General features: G+C 41.1%; 23 protein-coding genes, 1 pseudogene and 1 riboswitch. Of the genes and pseudogenes, 3 read left to right on the top strand and 21 right to left on the bottom strand.

Annotated elements, in window-relative coordinates:
- Positions 1–3: 3 nt before the first annotated feature.
- The 11 genes and pseudogenes from dltB (N8M95_RS04745) to N8M95_RS04795 all read right to left on the bottom strand — a co-directional run bounded on the left by dltB (N8M95_RS04745) (position 4) and on the right by N8M95_RS04795 (position 13,755).
- A complete protein-coding gene (gene dltB, locus N8M95_RS04745; RefSeq protein ID WP_261116707.1) occupies positions 4–1,248 on the bottom strand; it encodes a D-alanyl-lipoteichoic acid biosynthesis protein DltB in 1,245 nt (414 codons plus the stop codon).
- Positions 1,245–2,795, bottom strand: a complete 1,551-nt coding sequence (dltA, locus tag N8M95_RS04750; protein ID WP_261116708.1) for a D-alanine--poly(phosphoribitol) ligase subunit DltA — start codon at positions 2,793–2,795, stop codon at positions 1,245–1,247. The genes dltB (N8M95_RS04745) and dltA overlap by 4 nt, the downstream gene beginning before the upstream one ends.
- Positions 2,796–2,815: 20 nt before the next feature.
- Positions 2,816–2,947, bottom strand: a complete 132-nt coding sequence (locus N8M95_RS04755; RefSeq protein WP_004262018.1) for a teichoic acid D-Ala incorporation-associated protein DltX — start codon at positions 2,945–2,947, stop codon at positions 2,816–2,818.
- Positions 2,948–3,397: 450 nt separating this feature from the next.
- Positions 3,398–4,570 (bottom strand): D-alanyl-lipoteichoic acid biosynthesis protein DltD, encoded by a 1,173-nt coding sequence (gene dltD / locus N8M95_RS04760; RefSeq protein WP_261116709.1) that lies wholly within the window; start codon positions 4,568–4,570, stop codon positions 3,398–3,400.
- Between the two features lie 47 nt (positions 4,571–4,617).
- Positions 4,618–5,772: a D-alanyl-lipoteichoic acid biosynthesis protein DltB gene (gene dltB, locus N8M95_RS04765; RefSeq protein WP_261116710.1), complete on the bottom strand. Its 1,155-nt coding sequence runs from the start codon at positions 5,770–5,772 to the stop codon at positions 4,618–4,620.
- A 289-nt stretch (positions 5,773–6,061) separates the two neighbouring features.
- Positions 6,062–6,517, bottom strand: a pseudogene (locus tag N8M95_RS04770) (transposase); the annotation flags it as partial.
- Between the two features lie 81 nt (positions 6,518–6,598).
- Positions 6,599–7,777 carry a ryptide export MFS transporter gene (locus N8M95_RS04775; protein WP_084928727.1) on the bottom strand — a complete coding sequence of 393 codons (1,179 nt, stop codon included), beginning with the start codon at positions 7,775–7,777 and terminating at the stop codon, positions 6,599–6,601.
- Positions 7,778–8,017: 240 nt separating this feature from the next.
- Positions 8,018–8,722, bottom strand: coding sequence for an MIP/aquaporin family protein (locus N8M95_RS04780; protein WP_000980817.1), 705 nt, complete (start codon positions 8,720–8,722; stop codon positions 8,018–8,020).
- Between the two features lie 69 nt (positions 8,723–8,791).
- A complete protein-coding gene (gene glpO / locus N8M95_RS04785) occupies positions 8,792–10,618 on the bottom strand; it encodes a type 1 glycerol-3-phosphate oxidase (protein ID WP_261086557.1) in 1,827 nt (608 codons plus the stop codon).
- A gap of 41 nt (positions 10,619–10,659) precedes the next feature.
- Positions 10,660–12,168, bottom strand: coding sequence for a glycerol kinase GlpK (gene glpK, locus N8M95_RS04790; RefSeq protein WP_000076786.1), 1,509 nt, complete (start codon positions 12,166–12,168; stop codon positions 10,660–10,662).
- A 159-nt stretch (positions 12,169–12,327) separates the two neighbouring features.
- Positions 12,328–13,755 (bottom strand): helix-turn-helix domain-containing protein, encoded by a 1,428-nt coding sequence (locus N8M95_RS04795; protein WP_261116711.1) that lies wholly within the window; start codon positions 13,753–13,755, stop codon positions 12,328–12,330.
- Between the two features lie 164 nt (positions 13,756–13,919).
- Between N8M95_RS04795 and hslO the strand changes: the two genes are divergently transcribed.
- Together hslO and dusB are read left to right on the top strand one after the other, a co-directional pair.
- Positions 13,920–14,792 (top strand): Hsp33 family molecular chaperone HslO, encoded by an 873-nt coding sequence (gene hslO, locus N8M95_RS04800; RefSeq protein ID WP_000357854.1) that lies wholly within the window; start codon positions 13,920–13,922, stop codon positions 14,790–14,792.
- Complete coding sequence (dusB, locus tag N8M95_RS04805) at positions 14,779–15,759, top strand: tRNA dihydrouridine synthase DusB (protein WP_020902156.1); 981 nt, start codon at positions 14,779–14,781, stop codon at positions 15,757–15,759. The genes hslO and dusB overlap by 14 nt, the downstream gene beginning before the upstream one ends.
- 73 nt (positions 15,760–15,832) lie before the next feature.
- On the opposite strand, the gene N8M95_RS04810 is transcribed toward dusB, so the two are convergent.
- Positions 15,833–16,531: a hypothetical protein gene (locus N8M95_RS04810; RefSeq protein ID WP_261116712.1), complete on the bottom strand. Its 699-nt coding sequence runs from the start codon at positions 16,529–16,531 to the stop codon at positions 15,833–15,835.
- Between the two features lie 278 nt (positions 16,532–16,809).
- On the opposite strand from N8M95_RS04810, the gene N8M95_RS04815 reads away from it, so the two are divergent.
- Positions 16,810–17,040: a hypothetical protein gene (locus N8M95_RS04815; RefSeq protein ID WP_020902158.1), complete on the top strand. Its 231-nt coding sequence runs from the start codon at positions 16,810–16,812 to the stop codon at positions 17,038–17,040.
- A 73-nt stretch (positions 17,041–17,113) separates the two neighbouring features.
- Here N8M95_RS04815 and N8M95_RS04820 read toward each other — a convergent pair whose 3' ends face one another.
- From N8M95_RS04820 to N8M95_RS04860, 9 genes are all read right to left on the bottom strand, one after another.
- The gene (locus tag N8M95_RS04820; RefSeq protein WP_020902159.1) at positions 17,114–17,887 is read right to left on the bottom strand and encodes an NUDIX domain-containing protein; all 774 of its coding nucleotides are present in this window, start codon (positions 17,885–17,887) and stop codon (positions 17,114–17,116) included.
- A gap of 1 nt (position 17,888) precedes the next feature.
- The gene (gene pnuC, locus N8M95_RS04825; RefSeq protein WP_020902160.1) at positions 17,889–18,668 is read right to left on the bottom strand and encodes a nicotinamide riboside transporter PnuC; all 780 of its coding nucleotides are present in this window, start codon (positions 18,666–18,668) and stop codon (positions 17,889–17,891) included.
- A gap of 9 nt (positions 18,669–18,677) precedes the next feature.
- Complete coding sequence (locus N8M95_RS04830; protein ID WP_020902161.1) at positions 18,678–19,736, bottom strand: AAA family ATPase; 1,059 nt, start codon at positions 19,734–19,736, stop codon at positions 18,678–18,680.
- Positions 19,737–19,882: 146 nt separating this feature from the next.
- Positions 19,883–22,315 (bottom strand): ATP-dependent Clp protease ATP-binding subunit, encoded by a 2,433-nt coding sequence (locus N8M95_RS04835; RefSeq protein WP_261116713.1) that lies wholly within the window; start codon positions 22,313–22,315, stop codon positions 19,883–19,885.
- Between the two features lies 1 nt (position 22,316).
- Positions 22,317–22,775 (bottom strand): CtsR family transcriptional regulator, encoded by a 459-nt coding sequence (locus N8M95_RS04840; RefSeq protein WP_001211277.1) that lies wholly within the window; start codon positions 22,773–22,775, stop codon positions 22,317–22,319.
- A 118-nt stretch (positions 22,776–22,893) separates the two neighbouring features.
- Positions 22,894–23,622 carry an ABC transporter ATP-binding protein gene (locus tag N8M95_RS04845; RefSeq protein WP_020902163.1) on the bottom strand — a complete coding sequence of 243 codons (729 nt, stop codon included), beginning with the start codon at positions 23,620–23,622 and terminating at the stop codon, positions 22,894–22,896.
- The gene (locus tag N8M95_RS04850; RefSeq protein WP_064276821.1) at positions 23,622–24,629 is read right to left on the bottom strand and encodes an ABC transporter substrate-binding protein; all 1,008 of its coding nucleotides are present in this window, start codon (positions 24,627–24,629) and stop codon (positions 23,622–23,624) included. Before N8M95_RS04850 ends, N8M95_RS04845 begins: the two co-directional genes overlap by 1 nt.
- 37 nt (positions 24,630–24,666) lie before the next feature.
- Positions 24,667–25,425: an ABC transporter permease gene (locus N8M95_RS04855; RefSeq protein WP_167747867.1), complete on the bottom strand. Its 759-nt coding sequence runs from the start codon at positions 25,423–25,425 to the stop codon at positions 24,667–24,669.
- Positions 25,388–25,678 carry a thiamine-binding protein gene (locus N8M95_RS04860; RefSeq protein ID WP_000647659.1) on the bottom strand — a complete coding sequence of 97 codons (291 nt, stop codon included), beginning with the start codon at positions 25,676–25,678 and terminating at the stop codon, positions 25,388–25,390. The genes N8M95_RS04855 and N8M95_RS04860 overlap by 38 nt, the downstream gene beginning before the upstream one ends.
- A gap of 68 nt (positions 25,679–25,746) precedes the next feature.
- A riboswitch (TPP riboswitch) is annotated at positions 25,747–25,849 on the bottom strand.
- Between the last annotated feature and the right edge of the window lie 31 nt (positions 25,850–25,880).

Raw genomic sequence — 25,880 nt, forward strand, 5'->3', positions numbered from 1 at the left:
CTTTTATTTTTTAAACCATAAATCATTCAAAAATCCAGAAAAGATCAAGAATGATAGCATGACGACATGGAATGTGACAACCATGCCAAGCAACTGAATCCAGCGATTCTCAGGTAGAGCAGCTTTCCCTGCTTTTTTCCGTTCCTTATTGAGTGTTTTTTTCTTACGACCCCAAGCGTCATTGATGACCAGTCCAATCCCATGAAAGAGCCCATAGGCGATGTAGTACCAGGTCACACCGTGCCAAAATCCCATAATCAGCATATTTATAATGTAGGCCACACTTGAAGTGACATTGCGATTCTTAAAGACCTTCTTTCTGGTCAATACCATGACCATTCGCATAAAGACAAAGTCACGGAACCAGAAAGAGAGACTCATGTGCCAGCGATTCCAAAATTCCTTTAAATCCTTTGATAAAAAAGGCTTATTAAAGTTGATAGGGCTACGAATTCCCATCAAATTTGAAATGGCTAAGGCAAACATAGAGTAACCTGCAAAGTCAAAGAAAAGCTCCAGACCAAAGGTATACATGACTGCCAAGGCATAGTGGTTAAAGAAGCCACCTGACTGCAGGGCTAGATTCTTCAGAGGAGGTAGTAAAGTTTCTCCTAAAATATGAGCCAGGATAAACTTGTACAAAAATCCCCACATAATATAGCGAACAGATTCATCCAACATATCCATCAACTCATCCCGCTCAGGAATGGTCTGATAATTTTCATTAAAACGCTTAAAGCGATCGATTGGGCCACTTGAAAAGGTCGGCATGAAGAGAAGAAAACGGAGGAATTCCCAGAGGGTAAAATCCTTAATCACTCCATCTCTCAGCTCGATGATAATCCCAACCGAACGAAAGGTCAGGTAAGAAATACCCAAAAAGCCAAGCAAAGACTGCGTTCCATTGATAGCTGGCTGCACCTTGACAAAGATAATCGGAAGTAGGGACAGAAAACTAACTAGGTAGAAAACCCACTTACCATCCTTACTTTTTCGATAGTGCTTATAGAAAAGCAAGAGCAATATTTCCCAGCACAGATAAATGCCCAAGGCAGCCAATTGATTAGTCTTCCCACCTACCAGCATGGTAACGATAAAGAAGAGACTAACCAATACCTCGTACCAGGCAAAGCGTTTCTTGAAAAAGAGGCCGATAAAGATGGGCAAGGTTGCAACAATCACATAGACAAAATACTGAGGATTGCCGTATGGCTCTAAATGAGGAAGCTGTTTAAAGAACTCCATCATCTCCTATTTACCTCATTAATCAATCCTTTGATATCAATTTTTCCATTTGGAGTCAGTGGCAAACTGTCTCGATAAAGGAATTTGGACGGCATCATATAAGACATCATAATATCTGTCAAGTCTTCCTTAATGGCCTTGGTAATATCGATATCACGCTCAAACTGCTCACGAACACCATCTTTTAAGATGACATAGGCTAGAAGATTTTGCACCTTGTGGTCTTTATTATAGCGCGGTACTGCAACAGCAGACTCGATAAAGCGAGACTTATTGAGGTTTTGAGAGACATCTTCTAACTCAATGCGGTAACCGTTGAACTTAATCTGGAAGTCCATGCGTCCGCCGTAGAGAAGCAAGCCCTCATCTGTCATAGTTCCCACATCTCCTGTATGGTAGGCTGGTAGACCTTCAAACTCAAAGAAGGCTTCTGCCGTTTTTTCAGGATTATTCATATAACCTTTTGAAACGGCTGGTCCAGAAACAATAATTTCTCCCTGTTCACCATTTGACAGTTTCTTGCCGTCCTCATCAATGATAAAGGTTGGAGAGTCGGCCTTGGTATAGCCGATTGGTAGGCGTTTGAGAGTCGCCAACATCTCGTCTGTCACAGCAACTGCTGATAGGGCTACTGTCGCTTCTGTTGGGCCGTAAGCATTGATAATACGGGCATTCGGGAAACGCTCACGCAGTTTTTGAGCCGTTTTGACCGTCAACTCTTCACCATCAAAGTAGAAATGCGTAATTCCAGGCATTTTCTCGCTATTAAAGTCTTCTGATAACATAGCCATATCTGCAAAAGAAGGGGTTGAGGTCCAGATAGCGATTGGCAATGAAAAGATGGTCGCAAAGAGTTGCTTAAAGTCCTGAGTAATAGCTGAAGGAAGAGCGAAAAGCGTACCACCCAGTGCCAAGGTCGGAGCCCAGTACATGACAGACAGATCAAAAGAATAAGGTGGCTGAGCCAGCATTTGCGGACGATTCGGTGTCGCAAATTCCTTGTCCGTAATCATCCAGTTGGTAAAGCTGAGGAGGTTATCATGTGAAATCTGCACTCCCTTTGGCTTACCAGTCGTACCAGAAGTAAAGATGATGTAGTAATTATCATCGCCCTTGACTGGATGCGTGATCTCATAATTATTCCCCTGAGCAAAGGCTTCTTGAACCTGAGCTAGAGTCATCATCGGTGTAGAAACCTGCTCCAATGGAAAGTCTGAGATAGCAATAATCAAGCTTGGCTCTGCTACTTCTAAAATAGCTGAAACTCGCTCCAAGGCCGAATGGCTGTCAATTGGAATGTAGGCATGCCCCGACTTAGTCAGCGCTACAAAGGTTGCCAACATTTCATATTCTTGGCCACCAAAAACAACCACAGGAGACTTCTCAGGTAAATCTAGTTGGTCAATGGCTGCAGCCAAACTATCCGAATCAGCTTTCAAATCTCCATAAGTGTGTTCCTGCCCCAAAACATTGTAAACAGGATAGCTAGGCTGGGTCTGAGCAAAATGCTCAATAGTTTCAATCATATCTACTATTGGTTTATTTGACATAATAAGGATTCTCCTTCAAGTTAAAATTCATTATAGATAAAGCTTCCTTGACCCTGACCAAGATAGCTAAAAAAGTAAAGTAGCCCAAGAAAGATAATAAAATACAAGGCTGTCCGACCAAAAAAGAGGTACAATTCTTTTCTCTGTTTCATCAAGAAAAACCATTCATTTCTGTAATTTTTCGCTAAAATAAAATCAATTTCTTACTAATTTATTTTTCTGCTATTATACCATTTTATAGACTAGTTTTTCAATTGTTTACCCGTCTATTTTCACTACGTTTCAGTAATATTAATTTGTTCCATATGATTCTTTCTAATGATAGATTGAATGCTTTTCAGTATAAATTATATGGGGCTACAATAAAGTAGGCTCCATACTACCTATAGAGGATGTCTCCACTATAAATATTATAGAGCCTTATCTTATGTCTCACTTTATCGGTGCAGTTCCCTTTATCTAGAGTTTTTTATAGTATGTAATCCTAAAATTCACTATAGATAAATTCTTGAATGTTCGAAAAATCGGTCACAAAACAATAAATCACGATGCTTAAGATAACCGTATAGAAAAATAACGTCCACAAGATTAAACGGTGTGTGTTAGTTATCTTGGTTTGCAAATTTGTAAAGTTCTTTTTCAACTTCCATCCATCCTTTCACTCCAACGTGCATCACGTCAAATAAAAAGTAATCATCATACTCTCTGTTTCCATAGTTTAATACGGTTGCACCATGGCTTTTTGCGACATCTTCTATTTTTTTATAAGTTTTTTCTCGCATCTCTCTTGAGACTCCTGTGTAGTCGTTCCATTTACCATTTACTGGGAAAATAATGACCTCAACTTCAATGCCCAATTCCTTGGCAACTGTCAAGAAGAGTTCCATATCTGAATACTCTGGTGACTCCAGATAGCTCAAATCTTTATTAGAATCTTTCAGCGATGCATAGCGGTCTTTTAAGTAAGTATTGTAGTAATTATTATCAACAGCATAGTCATTATTGTCTGTTTTCTTTTTGACCTCTTCCACAAACCGATCCGTCATTTTTTCCCAATCATAGTCTGGGGTTTTGTCTCCTAGCGAAGGATAATCTGATTTGGCATGTTTTTGATAAAAAGTCTGTTTGAGCTTAAAGGAATACATCACGTTCTCAAACTCTAATAGTTTTTTTTCAACAATAGTTCCTTTTCCATCTATGAAATAACTTTTGTATTTTTTGTAGATGTCATTTTGTTGCTTGTTTCCCTTGGTAATCTCGATAATGCGATTGATCAGTTTCTCTTTCGTTTCCTTACTAATCTTGTCATTATCTAGCATGTGGAAAATATGTTCCTGAGAAGCCTTATTCAAAAAGGCATCCTGATGAGTCCCATCTTTTTCAAACCACTGAACCGACTCTATTATAGCCACTTTTCGATTAGTCATAGATCCTTCAATAGAACCCAAGGTCGTAGCCTGAATGATGTTTTGTGAATAACTGGTCCCAATCTGCATGATATTAAAATCGTTGTAGTTAAAAATTTTATTGGGATGATAGTCTTCATTTATCGTCGCAACCAACTCAGATGATCCCAATAAAACAAATGTATTGGGAGTAATATTGCTTGTCAGAATATCTCTACTTTTATACTTTTCATACGAAGTGCTATAGCGAATACTATTATCCTTTACTTTATAATAATCATCAATCTTCTTGACGTATGTCACATTTAAAAGGGCAAGCGTCGCAATTACGAGCACAAGCGATAGCAAAAATGCTTTTAGTTTAATCATCTCGTTTTATCCTATCCCTTCGATCCGTCCAATCTCTTTTCAATTTCTTATCTCTTTAAAATCGTAAGTAAGATTTTATAGGGTTCACCTGAAAAGATAAAGAAACCAATCATAACCAAATTCATGGTCACAAACCAACTTAGTAGTTTATACCAATTTTTGTTTTTATTTTTCTTATAAAAAGTGCTTTTCTTTTGATACACTTCAAATCCAGCCATCAAGACACCATGATAAAAACCATAAACAATGTAGCTAACACTAAGGCCATGCCAAAAACCCATGACCAACATATTGACCATATAGGCATAGGTTGCATTGTGTAGTCTATTTTTAAACCATTTTTTCCTGATAACCTGCATCAATACTCTTGAAAATACAAAATCTCTCAACCAGGTCGACAAGGTGATATGCCATCTGGTCCAGAAATCCTTGATATCGACACTCAAGAAAGGTTTGTTAAAGTTCATCGGTGTCTGAATACCTAGAATGTTACTACTTCCAACAGCCATTAGACTATAGCCTGCAAAGTCGAAGAACAGATACAAGGTATAGAGGTACATATACTTGATTGAGTAAACGACTGTACCAGTATTATTTAGAGCGAGTAACATCTGGTAAACATAGGTTGATAAAACAACCTTGTAAAGAAGGCCTAGAATGATACGATACACACCGTCCCCTGCTAACTCTAGATACTCTTTTCGAGGCATGACCTCGTTTATCTCTTTTAAAAATCTCCTACTCCGATCAATCGGACCAGCACTAACTGTAGGGAAAAAAAGTAAAAATTGCAGGTAGTCTTTTATGCTAATCTTTTCTTTAATCAAGCCATCCGATATTTCTAGCATGATCTGAATGGTCTTAAAGGACATGTAAGAAATTCCAATAAAGGCCAACAAATGCAGAGAAGTCAGGGCAAAGACTTTATTGATCACTAAAGGAAGAATGGAAAGGAAAACCAGTGGTTTCAGCCGCTTTATTTCTATCCTCTGTGCTATGAAAACCAGAAAATATTGATAAATTACAAAGGAGATTAAATAGACAATCATTGCTCTACTCTTGCCATAAATAGCTCCTGCAAATAAGAGGGAGAGCACCAAAATATAGTAGTCCTTACGTTTTTCAAAAAAGTTTACTGCAAAACCAATTAGTAAAACTACAAACAAAAGAAGGAAAAACTCATTCCCCTCGAAATAATTCATACCAGCCAAACTCCTTTTTTCTTTTTCTCATCTCATGATTTATCTTTTTAAGATTAGTTCCTATCATATTACCAAGGATAGTTAACTTTATTCATTATACCATAATTTAAAAACTATAAATACTTCTGTTATTTTATTTCTTAAAATAAAAAATCCAAATGACTCTTAGTACTGAACCCCAATAATGATACAAAATTATTCACACAATAAATAAAATTCAAGAACAAAAAATTGATGAAGGAACCGGTGAAGGATTCTGACTTTTTAGCTGTAAAGCTTCGACTCTTTCCTCTAACTCTTTTAGGTAAGCTACCTCAGTACGTAAGCGTTCATTCTCCTCCTTAAATCGTTCTAATTCTGTCATTTCTTCACAAGTTTTCTTCTGTTTACGTCCCATTTTAGCTAACCTTCCTCTTATTTTCTCAGCAATAGTATACCTGTTTTTCCTGTATTGTGCCAGCCAATTTGGAAGCATTCCTTGGTTTGGGAGGGCATAATCAAGACTAGCACTTCCTTGCGAACGACCTTCAAGAAGAACTTTATCAATCATTTTTTGTTTTAATTCTGGAGAATAATCGCGATTCTGCCCTTTCTTGACAATTTCAATCCCATAACGATCAAAACAAACTAAAAATGTATGTTAGTTTAGAAATACCTACTCCAAATATAGTTGAAAGTTGCTTTAAGCTGATTCCTTGTTTTTTAGTTCATGGATTTGAACTTTCTCTTCATAATTCAATTTCATAATAAAACGCACAATATCAAGTTTTTTCAACACCTGATACTATGCGCTTTTCTAATTTTTCAAGACTTTTTAACTAGTCTCTTACCTAAAATAATCTCGTCTGATATAAATTAAAATAGCTTCTATCATCAGACAAATGGCTGATAGCCAAAAACTGATGCTAATACCAAAACTCTCAGTAATATAGCTCATTAGCAAAACAAATACTGAAAATGCTAGTGTCGAAATCACTTCCAGAACGGAATAGACATTAACCAAGTTATTTTCCTCTACTGTTTCCTGAAGAAATACACTTTCAGGAACTTCTTTTAGCTGCGATAACATACCAACTAAAGCTGAAAATACTAAAAACATCTGTGCATTTGGAAAATATAGAATAGTCAGTGTCACTATTGCCATGGCTACAAGAGGAAAAAGAATACTTTCCCATTTAGCAGCGAGGAACTTTTCAGATAGCCTAAAAGCAATTAAGCCACTAATTATAATACCAATAGAGTATGCTGTATTAGAATATCCCCAGTAACTTTCCGTTTCATTTAATAACTCAGTTACAAAGACAAGTATGATAGACGAAACCCAAATCGTATTTGAGAAAATTTCAAATAAATTTGCTGATACAAAAAGTCTTAATCTAGGATCTCTAGCAACTAACTTCCAACCTTTGAGCAAAATTTCAAGATTTGTCTCTGACTCTAGCACCTCCACTTCAGCCTTCGGAAGAAATAACATCAGAAAGCTAGAAATGATATACAAGATTAAAATGATAAACGTGGTAGGTAACAGACCAATTGTTGCAAACAAGAGTCCACCTAATCCCCAACCCACCAATTGAACAGCTTCACCACTCATCGATAAGGCTGAGTTAGCCTTGCCCAAATCGGTCGCATAACGTGGCACAATAGCATAGGAAACGGGTGCTGCAAAACCATCTAATATGGAAATTACAACAACAAATAGATAGATCACCAAAGGCGCTACTGATTGCATTACGGTAAACATTCCTACCAGTATCGTTAATAATATAGTCTTTCCAAATTGAGAGAAAGATAAAACCCTATTGAGCGCTATCCTTTTAGTAACTAAAGGAACTAAAAGACTCGCAACAAAAGAGGATATCCCTATTAAAATGGGAACTAGTGACGTGGCAATTACTGATTTTGAAATAATGTATATGTTAGCAATGATTGTTACTCTAAAGAAAATATCTGCTAAATTTGCAAACAATTGAGAGACTAGCAACTTGATAAATGAATTAGACATACAGCTCTCCCATCTTTATTTCCAACTTTGGAATTAAAATTTGATTTTTAATATTTTAGCATAAAATAGCAGAAAACAAAAGTGAGATTTTTCACATGAAAAAGCAAAAACTATTGCCTTTATTATTCCTACTTTTAAAGGAATGATTATTATCGTTGGAGGCTAGCTCTAAGAAGTTATACTCAATGAAAAAGCCTGAGATTTTCATCTCAAGCTCTATCAACATAATTGTTTTCTAGATTAGAAAAGTGAGAATACAAGCACGGCCAAGGCTGCACCGATAACAGGTCCCACAACAGGAATCCAGGCATAAGACCAGTCTCCGTCTCCCTTGTTTGAAATTGGAAGGATACTGTGCATGATACGAGGTCCAAGGTCACGTGCAGGGTTCAAGGCATAACCTGTTGTCCCACCTAGGGATAGACCGATACCGACAATCAAAGTTCCCACTGCAAAGGTTCCGATTCCTGCTTGAAGGTCATAAAGTCCCAAAGCAAAGATTGTCAATACCAATACAAAAGTTCCTAGGATTTCACTAATCAAGTTTGATACAGTATCTTTGATGGCTGGTCCAGTACTGAAGGTTGCCAGGATATTTCCTGCATTTTCTTCTGCCTCATAGTGAGGTTTGAATTGCAACCAAACCAAAATCTGACCGAGCATAGCCCCTGCGAACTGGGCTAGGATATAAGGGAAAACGGATGCCCAAGGCAAGTCACCTTTTAAAGCCACACCAATGGTCACAGCTGGGTTTAAATGAGCTGGACTGAGTTTTCCAGATACAAAGACTGCAACTGCAACTGCAATCCCCCAACCCATCGTAATCACAATCCAACCTGAGCTGTTGCTCTTGGTTTTTGGAAGAACAACACCAGCAACAACACCATTTCCTAGAAGAATTAGGATTAAAGTCCCTAGAAATTCTCCAAATAATTCATTCATCATCTTTCTGTCTCCATTAAAAAGAAGGGGCGGGCGGCAAGGAATGCTGCCCTCCACCTCTTTTATTTTTTCTTAATTTTTTAATTCTGCTAAATCGTTGTTAGCGAGAGCCGCTTCGACATCCGCACGGTAGCCTGCTTTGTCTTCTTGTGACCAATCATAGAATCGTCCCATTTCATCCAAAACTGGCTCAACGATGCTATCCAAGCTATCACGCATAAAGAGCATGTGGTTGGTACGACGAAGAAGGAAGTCAACTGGGCTAAGAGCCAACTCATTGCGCATTGCATAGTGAAGGGACAAGGTATCCGCCAAGCTGAGTCCTGGTGCTTGTTCTAAACTATGAGCAAGAGCAAAGACCTTCGGTGCATTTGAACCGTAAAGATTTGCTAGGTAATGAGCTTCCTTGCTATCCAAACCACGTGACACTCCAAGTTGCGCAAAGGCTTCGATTTCTGAGTCTACATTTGCTGGGTTCAATTCTCCACCTGAAACAGGGTAAGTCTTAGAGTTGATGAGTTTAAAGCTACGGTCAAATTCTGCTTTGAGGATGTCAACCACGCGCTCCATAGCTCCTTCAGCCATCTTACGGTAGTCTGTGATTTTACCACCAGCAAGGGTCAAGAGGCCATTGTCATCTCGGTCCAAGCTCGAACCACGTGAAACTGCAGATGGATCCAAATGTTTCTCAGAGGTACTGCTTTCAAGCTTGCTAACAGCAGCCTCTACATCTTCACGAGTTTTTTCTTTAGAGAGGTAAGATTCAACAGTCGCAATCAAGTTGTTAAAGCTTTCATCACTGATGGTTCCGTTATTTCCTCCATTGTAGTCAGAAGCGCTATTGCCTGCGATCAATGGACGAAGACCTGCCCAGCTACTTTCGATATCATCAATGGTGATATTGGCTTCTGGGAAGCGGTTGTTGACAATGCCAAGTAGGTAATCTACATCTTCCTGAGTTACTTTTGGATGTTCCAAATCACCTGTGTAGTCTGTATCAGTTGTACCAAAGTAAGTCTTGTTTTCACGTGGGAGAACAAAGACCATACGGCCATCACCCAAACCTGTATCAAAGTAAACTGGCTGTGAAACCTTGATCTTGCTTGAGTCCACTACCAAGTGAACTCCCTTAGTTGGACGCATTTGTGAGAATTGTGTTCCCTTATTAGACAAATTGCGCACCTTGTCGCTCCAAGGACCTGTTGTGTTAATCACCAGACGGGCCTTGATTTCAAAGACTTGGTCTGTCAAGAGATCACGGGCTACGACACCTGTAATCTTGCCACTTTCGTCAAAGAGGAAGCCTTCTGCCTTCACGTGGTTAGCAATGAGGGCACCGTCTTGGTTGGCACGTTTGATGTTTTCAATTACGAGACGCGCATCGTTGTTACGGAAGTCAAGATAAACTCCACCTCCTACCAAACCTTCTTTCTTCAAGTTTGGCTGGCGTTCCAAGACTTCTTCTTTGCTCAAAACCTTGTTTGCAGCAGGCGTATTGTTAACCCCTGCCAAAAGGTCATACAAGTCCATAGCTACTTTCAGACGGAAGAGGCTAAAGGTTGCTCCATCTTCTTCATAAACTGGTAAGAGCATTGGGTCTGGTTTCGGAATGTGTGGAGCGATTTGTTGAACCACTGCACGTTCTGAAACTGTATCTGATACTACTTCTACGTCGAATTGTTTGAGGTAACGAAGACCGCCGTGAACCAATTTTGTTGAACGGCTGGATGTTCCTTCTGAGAAGTCCTGCATTTCAATCAAACCAGTATCTAGACCACTAGCTGCCGCCTGCAAGGCTACACCAGCCCCTGTGATTCCTCCACCGATAATCAAGAGGTCCAGGGTACGTTCCTGCATTTTTTTAATTGATAATTCACGTGTTTTCTTTGAAAATTCCATATTTACACACTTTCTAACTAAGTCACTTTATTCTTCCAGTATTAGTCGTCTACTTCCGCAAAGACTTGGGTTGCTTTCACAGCTTTCTTCCAGCCCTTGTAGAGTTGTTCCTTGCGAGATTCATTCATAGATGGTTCAAAGAGTTCTCCTGTCTCATTCAAGAGTTTCAACTCATCCAAGTCCTTCCAATAGCCCACTGACAAACCTGCTAGAAAGGCTGCCCCCAGAGCTGTTGTTTCCAAATTTTTGGCGCGTGCGATATCGATTCCCAAAATGTCAGCTTGGAACTGCATGAGGAAATTATTCATAGCTGCACCACCGTCTACTTTCAAGACTTGGATAGCTGTCTGCGCATCCACTTGCATGGTGTCGATGATGTCACGCACTTGATAAGCGATAGATTGCAAAGTCGCCTTGATAAAGTCTTCTTTAGTTGTTCCACGAGTTAAGCCAAAGACAGAACCGCGAGCGTTTTGGTTCCAGTATGGAGCTCCTAGACCTGTAAAGGCTGGAACAACATAAACTTCATCGTTGTTGTGAGAATCACGGGCATATTTTTCAGATTCTGGTGAATTTTCGACCATGCGAAGTCCATCACGAAGCCACTGAATGGCACTTCCTGCGATGAAAATAGACCCTTCCAAGGCATAGTAAACCTTGCCATTAATTCCGTAACCAATGGTTGTCAAGAGGTTGTTCTCAGACAACTGCATCTCTTCACCAGTATTCATGATGATGAAAGAACCTGTTCCATAAGTATTCTTGACCATACCTGGTTCAAAGGCCAACTGTCCAAAGAGGGCTGCCTGTTGGTCCCCAGCCATACCTGAGATTGGGACTTCTCCACCATAGAAATGGAATGGGGCTGTCTTACCGTAGATTTCAGAGTTAGAACGAACTTCTGGCAGCATAGCCTTAGGAATGTTGAGAATTTCCAAAATCTCATCATCCCATTTGAGTTCTTTAATATTATAAAGCATGGTACGAGCTGCATTTGAGTAGTCCGTCACGTGAGCCGCACCGTCAGTCAATTTCCAAACCAACCAAGTATCAATGGTACCAAAGAGCAATTCTCCTTTTTCTGCTCGCTCTTGAGCGCCTTCTACATGGTCCAAAATCCAACGAACCTTGGTAGCAGAGAAGTAAGCATCGATGATCAAACCAGTCTTTTCATGGAATTTTTCCACATAACCCTGACTTTTTAGTTGTTCAGCCAAAGGTGCTGTCTGACGTGATTGCCAAACGATAGCGTTGTAGATAGGGAGCCCTGTTTTCTTATCCCAGACAACAGTTGTTTCACGCTGGTTGGTGATCCCGATTGCTTCAATTTGATTTGGCTTGACACCACTTTCGATGAAAGCACCCGCAATAACTGACTGGACGGAGTTCCAAATTTCATTGGCATTGTGCTCTACCCAACCTGCCTGAGGGAAAATCTGGGTAAACTCTTTTTGACTCGAGCTAACCTTTTCCCCTTTTTTGTTGAAAATGATGGCACGAGAACTTGTAGTTCCCTGGTCAATGGCCATAATGTATTTTTCTTGTGACATGTGCTGTCCTCCTGATAAAGATCTTGAGGATGTTTCCTCTTTACAGTAACTAGTATACAAAATAAAGCGCTTTCTTGTTCATCAACTTTTTTTAATTTTTTAAAAAATGTGAGGAGATTGTGTGAATTTCACAAAAAAGACCTGGAACGACCAAGCCTTTTAAGTGAATAATAACTGACGAATAGCCGCCAAATCTTCCATATCCAAGTCATTTTTTAAATAATAGACTGGGGTTTGTTCCTTCTTATGAATGGGGTTATTGGTAACCAGCAAATCATAATGTCGAGTTCGGTCATAGGCTTCAATGGTAATAAAACGATTATATTCCAAATACCGTTTCAAAATGGCTGCCATCCTTGAAAAGACAAGAAAACCAGATGTCAAATCCAGACCAATCCGCATATGCTGACCACCATTTTCAGCCATATATTCCATCAACTGAAGCCATTCCCAGAGAATTTTCTTATCCAAATCCGTCCCCTGCTGAAAGGCAGGTAGAGCATGAAAAATTTCCTCTGCCGTCCCCCTAAAATCATGTTCCATCAGTAAATATGGATGACGATTCTCTAACTTGTACTTGTAGCAATCCTGTAAAATATAGCCCTTATAAAGATAGACTTGAGCACAAAGCTGACTGAGTTCATAGGTAACATGGTCCTCTGTGTAATCACCCAGTAACTCCTCCTTCTTCATTTCTTGAATCAATTGCGTCAGTAAATCTGCTAACTGCCCTCCAAATCCAAGGATATACTCCATAGTATGAAGAGGAAGAATGCGATGAGATATGAGGAAAGAGAAGAAAATCATCATCTCACCATCCTCAGTTCCTAAAGGAAGGTGTTGCCCAGCAAAAAAGGACGGAGCCTTTCTCAGCAAACGAAGATAGAAAATATTGTCAAAATACCCTCGCATTTTTTCTTCTATGACTTGAAACTGACAGGCATTGACCCGGAGACGTTGTTGACTGATGTGAGACCAGAGAACCAAGTCCAATTTCTGCCCCGAAGACAAACTTGCACCACAGATCTCTTCTAAACTGGCAATCTCCTGTTTTCTCTCTGGTTTCTGCATATGGCCTTCCCATTCCTGACTCGACCAAACCTTGCGGAAAAGACAGAAATAGAAATAGCGAATCTGATGCTCTGGACCTCGCCAACGTCCATTCTGGATGGATAAATCAAATTCTGACAAAATCTGATTTAAACTAGCCAAGTGGCGACCAAGCGTAGCCTCACTAATCATCAATTCTTGAGCCAGCTGATGGGCTAAAAACTGTTGGTGGTAGAGAAGATAAACAAGAATCTGATATTTAACAGCATTCTCCAAAAACAGGCTACGGATATCTCTCCCCTTGGTAGCTGCACCGATCGACAGGCGCAGATTTTCATCTTCTAAGGAGATATTCATCTCTAAACCACTGTCCAAAGTCTTGTCATTGAGCAGGGTGACATATTTGGTTAGGGTTGCTTTTGAAAATCCTGTTTCCTCCATTACAGCCTTGACGGTCGTCTGAGACTCTTGTAAGAGAAAGGAAAGGATTGAAAATTGGCCAGATTCAGCCTTTTCCATCAAGTCTCCTAAATACATTTGTTACCCCTTTCATGTTCTACCTTAAGCATAGCATAAATCTTACAAATGCTGAAATAATCTGTTTCTCTTTTTATTTCCCTGCTAAATTCCCGGTCCATTATCCTGAAAATCAACAAACACACGGCTCCCCCTTTGGGCATTTTTATGCTAAAATAGTAGCTATGGATAAAATTATTAAAACTATATCAGAAAGCGGAGCCTTTCGTGCTTTTGTCCTTGATAGCACAGAAACCGTCCGCACTGCTCAAGAAAAACACCAAACCCAAGCTAGCTCAACTGTAGCGCTTGGTCGAACTCTTATCGCTAGCCAGATTCTCGCAGCCAATGAAAAAGGAAATACCAAACTAACAGTGAAGGTACTGGGATCTAGCTCTCTAGGAGCCATTATCACCGTTGCTGATACCAAGGGGAACGTCAAAGGCTACGTTCAAAATCCTGGTGTTGACATCAAAAAGACTGCAACTGGTGAAGTCCTAGTTGGACCTTTTGTTGGAAATGGTCAATTCCTCGTTATCACAGACTACGGTACTGGAAATCCTTACAACTCTATGACTCCCCTTATCTCTGGGGAAATCGGTGAAGACCTGGCCTTTTACCTGACCGAAAGCCAACAAACCCCTTCAGCAGTCGGCCTCAATGTCCTTTTGGACGAGGAAGACAAGGTCAAGGTTGCAGGTGGTTTCCTAGTCCAAGTCTTGCCAGGAGCCAAGGAAGAAGAGATTGCTCGCTTTGAAAAACGCATCCAAGAAATGCCAGCTATCTCAACCCTTCTCGAAAGCGAAGACCATATCGAAGCCCTCCTCAAGGCAATCTACGGTGACGAGGCCTACAAGCGTCTTTCTGAAGAAGAAATCCGTTTCCAATGTGACTGTAGCCATGAACGCTTTATGAACGCTCTTGCTAGCCTTCCAAGCTCAGACTTACAGGAAATGAAAGAGGAAGACCACGGAGCAGAAATCACTTGTCAATTCTGCCAAACTACCTATAACTTTGATGAAAACGACCTGGAGGAACTCATTCGTGACAAATCTTAATACACCTTTTATGATTGGCAATGTTGAGATTCCCAATCGTACCGTTTTAGCACCCATGGCTGGCGTGACCAACTCAGCCTTTCGTACTATTGCAAAAGAGCTCGGAGCTGGACTCGTTGTAATGGAAATGGTCTCTGACAAGGGAATCCAATACAACAACGAAAAAACCCTGCACATGCTTCATATTGACGAAGGCGAAAACCCTGTCTCTATCCAACTCTTTGGTAGTGATGAAGACAGCCTAGCACGCGCAGCAGAATTCATCCAAGAAAACACCAAAACCGATATCGTGGATATCAACATGGGCTGCCCTGTTAACAAAATCGTGAAAAACGAAGCTGGAGCTATGTGGCTCAAAGATCCAGACAAGATCTACTCTATCATCAACAAGGTCCAATCGGTTCTTGATATTCCCCTTACTGTCAAAATGCGTACTGGCTGGGCTGACCCATCTCTGGCAGTAGAGAATGCCCTCGCTGCTGAAGCTGCAGGTGTTTCTGCCCTCGCCATGCATGGCCGTACCCGTGAACAAATGTATACAGGCCACGCCGACCTTGAAACTCTTCATAAGGTTGCCCAAGCTCTTACCAAGATTCCCTTCATCGCTAACGGCGACATCCGCACAGTCCAAGAAGCCAAACAACGCATCGAAGAAGTTGGTGCTGACGCAGTTATGATTGGTCGCGCTGCCATGGGAAATCCCTACCTCTTCAACCAGATCAACCATTACTTTGAAACAGGAGAAATCCTACCTGATTTGACCTTTGAGGACAAGATAAAAATCGCCTACGAACACTTGAAACGCTTGATTAACCTCAAAGGAGAAAACGTCGCAGTTCGTGAATTCCGCGGCCTCGCTCCTCACTACCTCCGTGGAACTTCTGGCGCTGCCAAACTCCGTGGAGCCATTTCACAAGCTAGTACCCTAGCAGAGATTGAAGCCCTCTTGCAATTGGAGAAAGTTTAAACACAGAAAACCCGTAAACTTCATTCAGTTACGGGTTTTTAAAATGTCTATAAACTTGAGATTCTAAATTCTACTATTGAGCTAAAGCAACACTGGAAATCTTGCCATCTGCACCTGTGGTAATTTGAACGGTCTTTCCTCCACCGATTGTAGCATTATACTTACCATCGTCAAGAGTATAAGAATAGTCTCTGATAGAGTAGTTTTCTTTCTTTCCATCAGCAGATTCTACTGTGAATTTGCCTCCTGATGAAACTGTGATGGTTTCACCATTGGCACCCTTCCAGTTGCCTGCAGCTGCTGAGAAATCACCATCAACCATGGTTAAAACACCCTTGTAGCGTTTGTTGTGTTCTGCTTGCTTGTCTTGAAGTTTGCGGTCAGTTGTTGGATCATAGCCTGACTGGTTAGACTGGGCTTGAGAACCTTGCTGAGTTGAAGGAGCTTGAGTAGCAGTTTGTTGACTAGCTGCCTGTTGATTAGACACTTCTTGGCCTTGTCTTTGCTCTGGTGCAGGTGTCGCTTCTGATGGTGTCGCAGTTGCTGCAGACTGGTCAGTAGATGATTTGGTCTTTTCAGATGAAGCTGAACTTGAGGACTTCTGAGTTTTACTTTCTTTGCTAGAAGAAGCTGCTTTTGAGCTTGATGATTGGCTTGTCTTAACAGAACTGCTTGCTTGAGTTGTTTCCTTTTTATTTCCACAAGCTCCTAATAGCAAGGTAGAAGCCAATACAGTTGCTGCCATCAATTTGATATAGGTTTTCTTTTTCATTTTTCTACTCCTTTGTAATATTTTAGAAATATAAAGAAATCTTTTTGTAATACTATTGTAACATTCTCATTTGAATATGTCAACAATTTATCTAAACTATTTTAAAAATTTTAAATACTTTAGATACGTTTACTCCTCCTACTCTTCTATTCGTAATAAAACAGAAAAACAGGAGATTTTTCTGTTAAAAATTTAAATTTGTTTTTGTGTAATCGCTTGCATTCTTAAGTACAAAGGAATATAATAACATTGAAATAGAATATAGGAGGTGTAGACTTATGTTAAGCAAATATTACAAGTATCTTCCTTGGTTGATTGTGACAGCTATTGTCTCTTATCAATCAGCAACTTACTATGCGCGAACTGCATTTGATGTGTTTTATCTGACTACAATCTTTTTGATTTTCTATATCGCTTTGTTAGTTTTGCATGAGAACTATCTCAAGTATCGATACAAAGACTTTTTTACTCACCTGTTGAGCAATTCTAAGAAGGATAGCCATCCCTAAAAACAGTCGCAACAGCAAAGCAAACTAATAAAGGCAAACAAAGAGGTCGGGAACTTTGTCCCGACCTCGTTTTTTATTTCAATCGATAGGTTTTTCTTGGTTTCTTTTTAGGCACTCGTTTGAGTCCAACTTCTTCTACATATTCTCCGTATTTTACGAGAAAGTTATTGCTGACGATGGGGCGACCGGGGTTGATAAGATTGACCAGTTCAGTTCCTTCGTAGACAGTGAACTCCTCCTCCAGCAGATAAAGGAAGGTCGGATTCCAGTCGAGACGGCCTTGGATTCGTTTGATGGATTCTTGGATAATGGCATAATGATCAAAAGCGAAGGCTTGCTCCTCCAACTCTACTCCCTTTAAGAAGCACTTGCCTGTCTGAAAATCGACATCTACAAAAACCACGTCCTTGGCATCGTCTCCTGCTTGAACAAGTTCTAATGCACGACTAGGCAGATAAACCAAGTGGGCAATGGTCACTGTCCAGCCCCGTGGGTCACGGCCGGGAGTCGATACGGTCATCAATTGCTCGATTTTTTCCAAAGGAAGATCGAGATTAACTTCTTCTCTCACCTCACGCTGACAGGCATGCGCAGCATCTTCGCCCTTGTCCATAAATCCTCCAACCAGAGCCAAACAATTTTGATAAGGGTGAGCCTTGCGACGAATTAATAAGAGCTTGATCTTTCCTTCGACAAAGCAGTAGGCTACCATATCCACCGTCACACTTGGCTTTTCATATTGAGGGAGTTCCTGCTTGTAGTACCAGTCTAAAAACTCTTCCTGACTGGCATGGATTTCATAATATTCTTTTTCCGTCATCCCGTCTGGAATCTTCGTATCTGCCATTTTATGCCTCCTTACGAACTGCCTTAGTCCATTGGTACCAACCCACTAAACTATTGAGTGTGTAAACCCAGTACATGCCTTGGATATGGATATTTTCACCCCACCAGAGGTAGATACTAAATAGGTTAGTTGCAATCCAAAAAATCCATTGCTCACGGTAGAGACGTGTCATCAAGAGCTGACCAACACCATTTGTCGCGTCCGTTACACTATCGCGGAATGGTCGAGCACTGTGGATGCTTTGATAAGCTAGGCCCATACCAATCCAGATAATTGCAGTCAAAACTAAATACTTGAGCCAATCCACTAAGGATAATTTCTTGGCTTCAAAGTGCGATTCTTCTACTTTTCCTTGGTCATTAATACGGTTGGACAGCCAAGCATAGAGACCAATCGGCTGCATGACAAAGAAGTAAACGGTCGTCAAAACTTCACCATAAAAAGTCGCATTCATGGCCAAAACCAAATAGATAGCAGAGTTAATGGCCCCAAAGAGATAATTGCTTGCACGCCCTTCTGCTACCAAGATAACACAGACAATCCCAGTCCAAGATGCAAACAAGCTCATCCAGTCATGACTTTCTGTATTTTGAGTGAACTCTAAGATCAAGGGAACACTTGACAGGGTGATAAGATACAACCACTGGAAGAGGCTACGGCCGACAAAGAGATCTTTCCAGAGCAGGCGCATGATTCCTGCAAAACCGATTTTGCGGGCTTCCGCATGGACATTTTTAAAGTTTTCGATAAATTGTTTGATTTTTTCAGTTAGTTTTTTCATAATTTTCTCCTAATCTGCTTGGTAAATGGCATCAATAGCCACTTTGGCTGCTTCATAATTGCCTAGGTAATCCTCAGCTAGATAAACTAGTGGAATGGTGGTTAAATATTGCTCTCTCATCTGATCCAAATGCTGGGAAAAACTATGACGAATATGGTCTTCTGCCATAGTCATATCTCTAAATCCGTCATTGACATAGGAGCCGACAGGCTGCACAAAGAGAATCAAGTCCCATTTTTCCTTAGCCAAGATCGAAACAAAGAGATTGTCAAATGTCTCTCCTGATAAGTCCCCTTGGTCCTCAGTCTCCATGTAATAATCATAGTAGCCCTTGGTTACTAAGGAGTTGGTGTCTGCTATTACCAGTCCTCTATTGGCATTGCTATCGATTAACTTAGAGGTCTGGTCATACTGCCCCAACAGGAGATAATAGTAATCTTTTGGAGTCAATTCATCGTCGCGGACATTATTTTTAATCTGATACTCACGTGCGTATTCCAAACTAACTGGTGCATCGTAATACCTAGCCAAATCCTTAGCCAGAGTGGTCTTCCCATTGCTAGCACTTCCCATAATCAACACTTTCTTTGTAAACTGACGACGGAAGGGTTGAGCGATATATTTCCAATATTTACTTGGATTTTCTCGAATCATAGTCGCTGAGATACCAAACTTTCTTTCTTGCAAGACAGTCTCAAAGCCACGATTTGATAATTCTTGCTGGTAGTCACGTTCTCCCACAAAGAAGATTAGTTCTTGCTGGGCTTCATCATAGGAAATCTCTGCAAACATCTGATTCAACCACTCCTGCCAGCCCATAGGGTAACGAGGAAGATTGGTTTCATCTAACTTGCAGACAGAGGTCAACTCGTCATCACCAAAGGCCTCTCGGATATAGCGAAATCTCTTTTGAAGAGTTAAGCCTACCTGCTCCCCTCGGTCTCCCTCATAGCCTGAAACGACAACCCAGACCTGGTCACACTGCCGCTTCGCTCGCTGAATCAGATCAATATGTCCTTGATGAAGCGGAGCAAAAGTCCCAAATACCACTGCTGTTTTCTTTTTCATAAACGCATTACCTTTTTATAATTTTTGATATTTTTATTATCTATGTTTTTATTATAAATTATATTTTTGTTTTGTCAATAGTTTTTTATCATTTTTTATAAAAAAGTAGCAAAAAAGAGAATCAAGATTGCTCCTGATTCTCCATTTTATGCAATATCAAATTTTAACTGGCCTGCTTTAACACCAATCTTAAGTGTGCTGCCTGCCTCTAATTCTCCCTTGAGAAGAAGTTCTGCCAACTTGTCTTCCACTTCTGTTTGCAGGGTTCTGCGAAGTGGACGAGCTCCCATCTCTGGATCATATCCTTGATTTGCCAGCAATTTCAGTGCGGAAGCTTGTAATTTCAAGTCAATACCTTTTTCAGCCAAACTTGTTACTAAAGGTTTAACCATAATCTTCACCACTTCCTGCATATGGTCGCTAGACAAGCTATGGAAGACTACCTTTTCATCAATACGGTTGATAAACTCAGGTCTATAAGCCTTTTTCAACTCTTCAAACATGCGTTTTTCCATATTTTCCTGGTCAAAACGAATGTCCTTAGCTCCAAAACCGACGGTCTTGTCATCACGAAGGGCTGTCGCACCAAGGTTCGATGTCATGATGATAATGGTATTTGAAAAGTCAACCTTGCGTCCCTTGCTATCTGTCAAGACACCGTCTTCCAAGACCTGCAAGAGGACATTAAAGATATCTGGGTGGGCTTTTTCTACCTCGTCAAAGAGGAGAACGGAATAGGGTTTGTTGCGAACCTTCTCGGTCAACTCCCCACCTTCTTCATAACCCACATAGCCCGGAGGAGCTCCATTGAGACGACTGGCTGCAAATTTTTCCATATATTCACTCATATCAAAGCGGATCAGAGCTGATTCATCATCAAAGAGAACTTCTGCCAGAGCCTTGGCCAATTCGGTCTTACCGACACCTGTAGGCCCTAGGAACATAAAGGAACCAATCGGACGCTTATGACTGCGAATCCCTGACTGGTTGCGGCGAATCGCACGGCTAATGCTTGAAACAGCTTGATCTTGACCGATGACACGTTTGTGCAATTCAGCTTCCAAGTTAAGGTATTTCTTAGCGTCCGTCTGAGTCAGTTTTTGGACTGGAATACCTGACAAACGACTCAAGGTGGTCAAAATATCAGACTCTGTCACCAAGTCTTTATAGACAGGCACTTCCTCTTCTTTTGCGATTAGCTGAGCTGCCTGTTTCCACTTGCCATCCATCAAGGCCTTGTCAGCTGGACTCAAGCCCGAATCGTCTGCTTTTACATGCTTTGCCTTATTTTGCACTGTTGCTGCTGCTTCGTCCAAGAGGTCAATAGCAGAGTCCGGCAAATGACGACTAGTCAAGTAACGATGGGCCATCTTGACGGCTGTTTCAACTGCTTCATCTGTGATTTGCACACGGTGATGTTTCTCATAAGTCGCCTTCAAGCCTTGTAAAATGGTCATGCTGTCTGCCACACTCGGCTCTTCAATCGTTACTTTAGCGAAACGACGAGAAAGGGCTGCATCTTTTTCGATATGTTTTTGATATTCTTCCTGAGTGGTCGCACCAACCGTTCTCAAAGTTCCACGCGCCAAGGCTGGCTTCAAGATATTGGCCGCATCTAGAGTTGAGTCAATCCCACTCCCAGAACCCATGATAGTGTGAAGTTCATCGATAAAGAGGATGACTTGTCCATCTTCTTCAATGTCCTTGATGATATTGTTCATACGTTCTTCAAAGTCACCGCGGAAACGTGTCCCTGCGACGACATTCATCAAATCAAGCTCTAACACGCGCATCTTAGCCATTTCCGTAGGCACATCCCCACTAGCAATACGCTGGGCAAGACCAAGCGCCAGAGCAGTTTTCCCGACACCCGCATCTCCAACCAAGACAGGATTATTCTTGGTTTTACGGCTCAAGATTTGAATCATACGAGAGATTTCCTTGTCCCGACCGATGACTGGCTCTAATCTGCCAGAACGCGCTTGCTCCGTTAAATCATGCGTATAGTCCTCGAGACCACCGCTTGGAGTCTGGGGCATGCCCATCATATTGGCCATAGAATTTTGTTTGTCAGCTACTGTACGATGACGTTGGCGTAAAGCCTTGAGGTCTTCACGAGTCCAGCCTGCACGTTCTTCTAGATTTCGACGTAGGGCAGCAATCTTAACCTGATCTTTCTTGTCTTCATAAGAAAAACCAGCTCTCTCCAAGATACGAGTCGCCAAGGCATTGCCATCATGCAAAATCGCATAGAGGACATGCTCCGTCCCTAGCATCTTAGCATGGACCACTGACGCCACATATTCTGCTTCATCAAAAAGGACCTGCAAACGATGAGAAAACGGCAATTCCGTCAAAGTTTCATTCTGGTTATAGTCTGTTTCAGTCAGTTCCAAAGCCACCTCTTCTAAACGGTCCATCTCATATGGATAATCATTTAAAGTGGCCCCTGCCACACTATAACTGTGATTGGACATGGCAATCAACAAGTGCCAAGACTCTAGGTAACAAGCTCCAAAATGGCCAGCCACCATGTAGGCACTTTCGATACATTCATTCAATGCTTTTGAATAGTTCATCTTACTTCCCTTTTCTATCTACCTCTTGTATGACCTGTCGTAGCATGTTTGCTCGAAGTACTGGTGCTTCTTCTCCTAAAACGCGATCCAAAGCTACTGATACTAGCAAATTCATCTCCTGCTTGGTCATCAATTCCTGCTCAACCAAAAGCTGCAGAATATCCTCATAAATTTCTTGACTAACTCGCTCACCAATTGAGTAAAGCAGCTCCCTAAGCATTTCATGATGACTAGAAAACTCAATCCGTCCTATACGAATGTAGCCTCCACCACCACGCTTACTTTCAACCAAGTAGCCTCTACTTTCCGTAAAGCGTGTCTTAATCACATAGTTGATCTGACTAGGAACAACCTGAAAAGTATCTGCCAACTGACTCCGTTGCAATTCTACAATTCCAGATTGATCTAAAATCGCCTTGATGTAGGCCTCAATATGATCCGATGTATTTTTAAATCTCATTACAAACCCACCTCTCTCTTTAAACCTTGACTATCTTTGACTATTATACCGAAATTTTCTCATTTTTAAAAGAAAAAGGGCGCTGGTAAAGGATAATCTTCACCAACTCCCTATTTCTCTACTTATCTAAGCCTAATTCCGCTAAGATTTGACGTTTATAGACAATCTTTTGGACTTCCTTGTCCTCATCTTCAGACCAATCTAGTTTAATTTCTGAAACAATCTGCCCAGGGCGATTTTTCAAGATATAGATGCGGTCGCTGAGACTGAGGGCCTCCTCGATACTGTGCGTGATAATCAAGGTTGTTAACTGCAACTGCTTGTGAATCTCAAGATACCAAGCGTGGAGTTCCATCTTGGTCATCTCATCCAAAGCGCTAAAGGCCTCATCCAAGAGAAAAAGCTTGTGCCCGAAAAGGTAGGTACGAAGCAAGGCCACACGCTGGCGCATCCCACCACTTAGTTCATGAGGATACTTGTCTCGTACAGCTGTCAACTGGAAGGTAGCAAGAATTTCATCTGCGCGAGCAATAGCTTCTGCCTTATCCACTTTTTGAATCAAGAGAGGCAGTATGATATTGCCAAGCACCGTCTTGTGCTCCAAGAGCAGATCCTTCTGCAACATATAACTCACGCGTCCCTTAGGATTTTCTTCACCGTCAAGTATAATTCGCCCTGACTGGACTTCTAAAATTCCAGCGATCAGATTAAAGAGGGTGGTTTTTCCAACACCACTTGGACCTAGGATGGAAACCACTTCACCTGAAGTTACCTGCAGGTTGATATCCTCTAAAATTTTCTCCTGACCATAAGCATAACTGACGTGTTCTAGTCTAATTTCTGTCATTATTTCACAAATTCGTTGGTAAAGCCTTTGTCTGTCAAGTCTTCTTTAAGGATACCATTTTCTTTATCCCATTTGTAGAAGGCATTCCAACGAGCTGCATCAAATTGCCCCCATTTTTCCTTGTCGCTTGCGTATTCTTTTGACAAGTATTTTTGAGATTCGATGACAAAGTCACGTTTTTCCTTTAGTTCAGGTGCATTTTTGATGAGGATATCAGCTGCTTCCTCTGGATGCTCCATAGCATATTGGTAGCCTTTTTTGATGGCTTGGATAACTTTGCGAGCTTCTTCTTTGTTGTCTTTGAGGTAGTCGTTGTTGGCGATGATAACTGGTGAGTAGTAGTCAAATTCTTTAACGTAGTCTTTCAAGTACATAAAGTTAGCATCTACACCTTGAGATTTTGCAAGAATTCCATCCCATCCATAGTAGATCCAAGCAGTGTCAAAGACACCATTAGCGATTGGTGTGATAGAGTTTGAGTCATTATTTGGTACTTTTTCTACCTTCTCAAAGTCTCCACCTTGTGATTCTACCAAGGTTTTCAACATAGCAAGTTCCGTTGGGTCATTCCATGTCCCGTATTTCTTACCAACCAAGTCTTTTGGACTAGCTACATTGTCAGATTTACGAGAGATGATTCCTGATGTATTGTGCTCTACGATAGCTGCAACAGCAGTAATTCCTGCCCCTTTTTCCAATTTCTTCGCCATGTAATCTTGGAAATACACTGCAAATGGTGCCTTGCCATTGATAACCAAGTCAGAAGAACTTTCTTCTGGCGGCAATTTCAAATCAACATCTACTCCAGCTTCTTTGAAATAACCTTTTTCCTTAGCCACATAAAGTCCTGTGTGGTTGGTATTTGGTGTCCAGTCTAGGATAAAGTCAATCTTCTTGAGTTCTGCCTCTTTGTTGTCCTTAGAAGCAGTTCCTTGACCACAAGCCACAAGCACAACAGCTACAAAAGCCGTTACAAGCGTTAAAAACACTTTCCATGTTTTCTTCATTTTGATTTCCTCTTTTCTTTTTTGAAACATCCTTATTCTACGAACGTTTCCATTTAATCACATATTTTTCACTAATATCGACCAATTTCATACCAAGAAGGCTGATAATCGATACCAGAATAATAATAGCGAACATGGTGTCATACTGAAACAGTTTCTTGGACTGAATCATATAAACACCAAGACCCTCAAAGCCTCCCAACCACTCAGATACCACTGTTGTGATAAAGGCGTAGGAGACACTGACCCTCAGACCTGCATAAAAGTAAGGCAGACTGACTGGGATTTTAAAATGCCACAGAATTTGCCAAGGTTTGGCCCGCATCAGACTAAACAAGGTCAGCATATCCTTGTCACAATGCCTAAAACCGTCCAAAATGCTAACGATGATAGGAAAAGTAGTCGTCAAGATAATCAAGACAATCTTGGGTAAAATCCCATAACCGAGCCACAAGACCAGGATAGGAGCTATGGCAATGGTCGGAATGGTCTGAACAACCACCATCATAGGGTAAATCAGATCGTTAAGCCAAGTCAAACTATCCATAAGCACAGCCATGAGACAGGCAATCAAAACTCCCAGAACCAACCCCAGCAAAGCCACTCTCAAGGTCGCCCAGCTATGGTGCCAGAGAAATTCTCTATCACGAACAAAGGCCTGGAGAATTTCAAGAGGTGTCGGCAGGATAAACTTGGGGAGAAGTTTAAGCAAACCTGCTAGCTGCCAGATTGACAAGACTCCTAGAAAGCCCAATAGACTAATGTGTCGTCTCAGTATACTTTTCAAGTTTCTCATCAATACTTAATATCTCTCCTACATTTATTTTAACATTGGCAAAGACATTGTCTGCCTCTTGCCCTGCTACCTCTAGCGCTTCTTTGAGAATGCGCATGAGCTCATCAAACTCCCCTTCCAAGACCGTTTCAAATGGTGTCACCACCATAGTTACTTCTTGAGCTTGCAGATAAGCAATGACCTGATCAATAACAGCAATCCGATCAATTCCCTGTGCCAAGGGTAAAACTTGCAAGGCTATGCTTGCTTTCATAAGAACCTCCTCTTCTCGTTTTCCTTTGACAAAAAGAAAAACCTTTACCATATATGGAAAAGGTCAAGATTAGACTAAGTATCGTTCCCTACGCTGGCATTACCCAGATCAGGTGCGGTCGAAGTTTAACACTTCCTCTCAGACTGTACACAGACTCCCATATATTATATGGACATATGATAGCGCAAAACAAAAAAAATGT

Origin of the sequence: Streptococcus mitis (assembly GCF_946190325.1) — a bacterium.
Taxonomy (GTDB): domain Bacteria; phylum Bacillota; class Bacilli; order Lactobacillales; family Streptococcaceae; genus Streptococcus; species Streptococcus mitis_CF.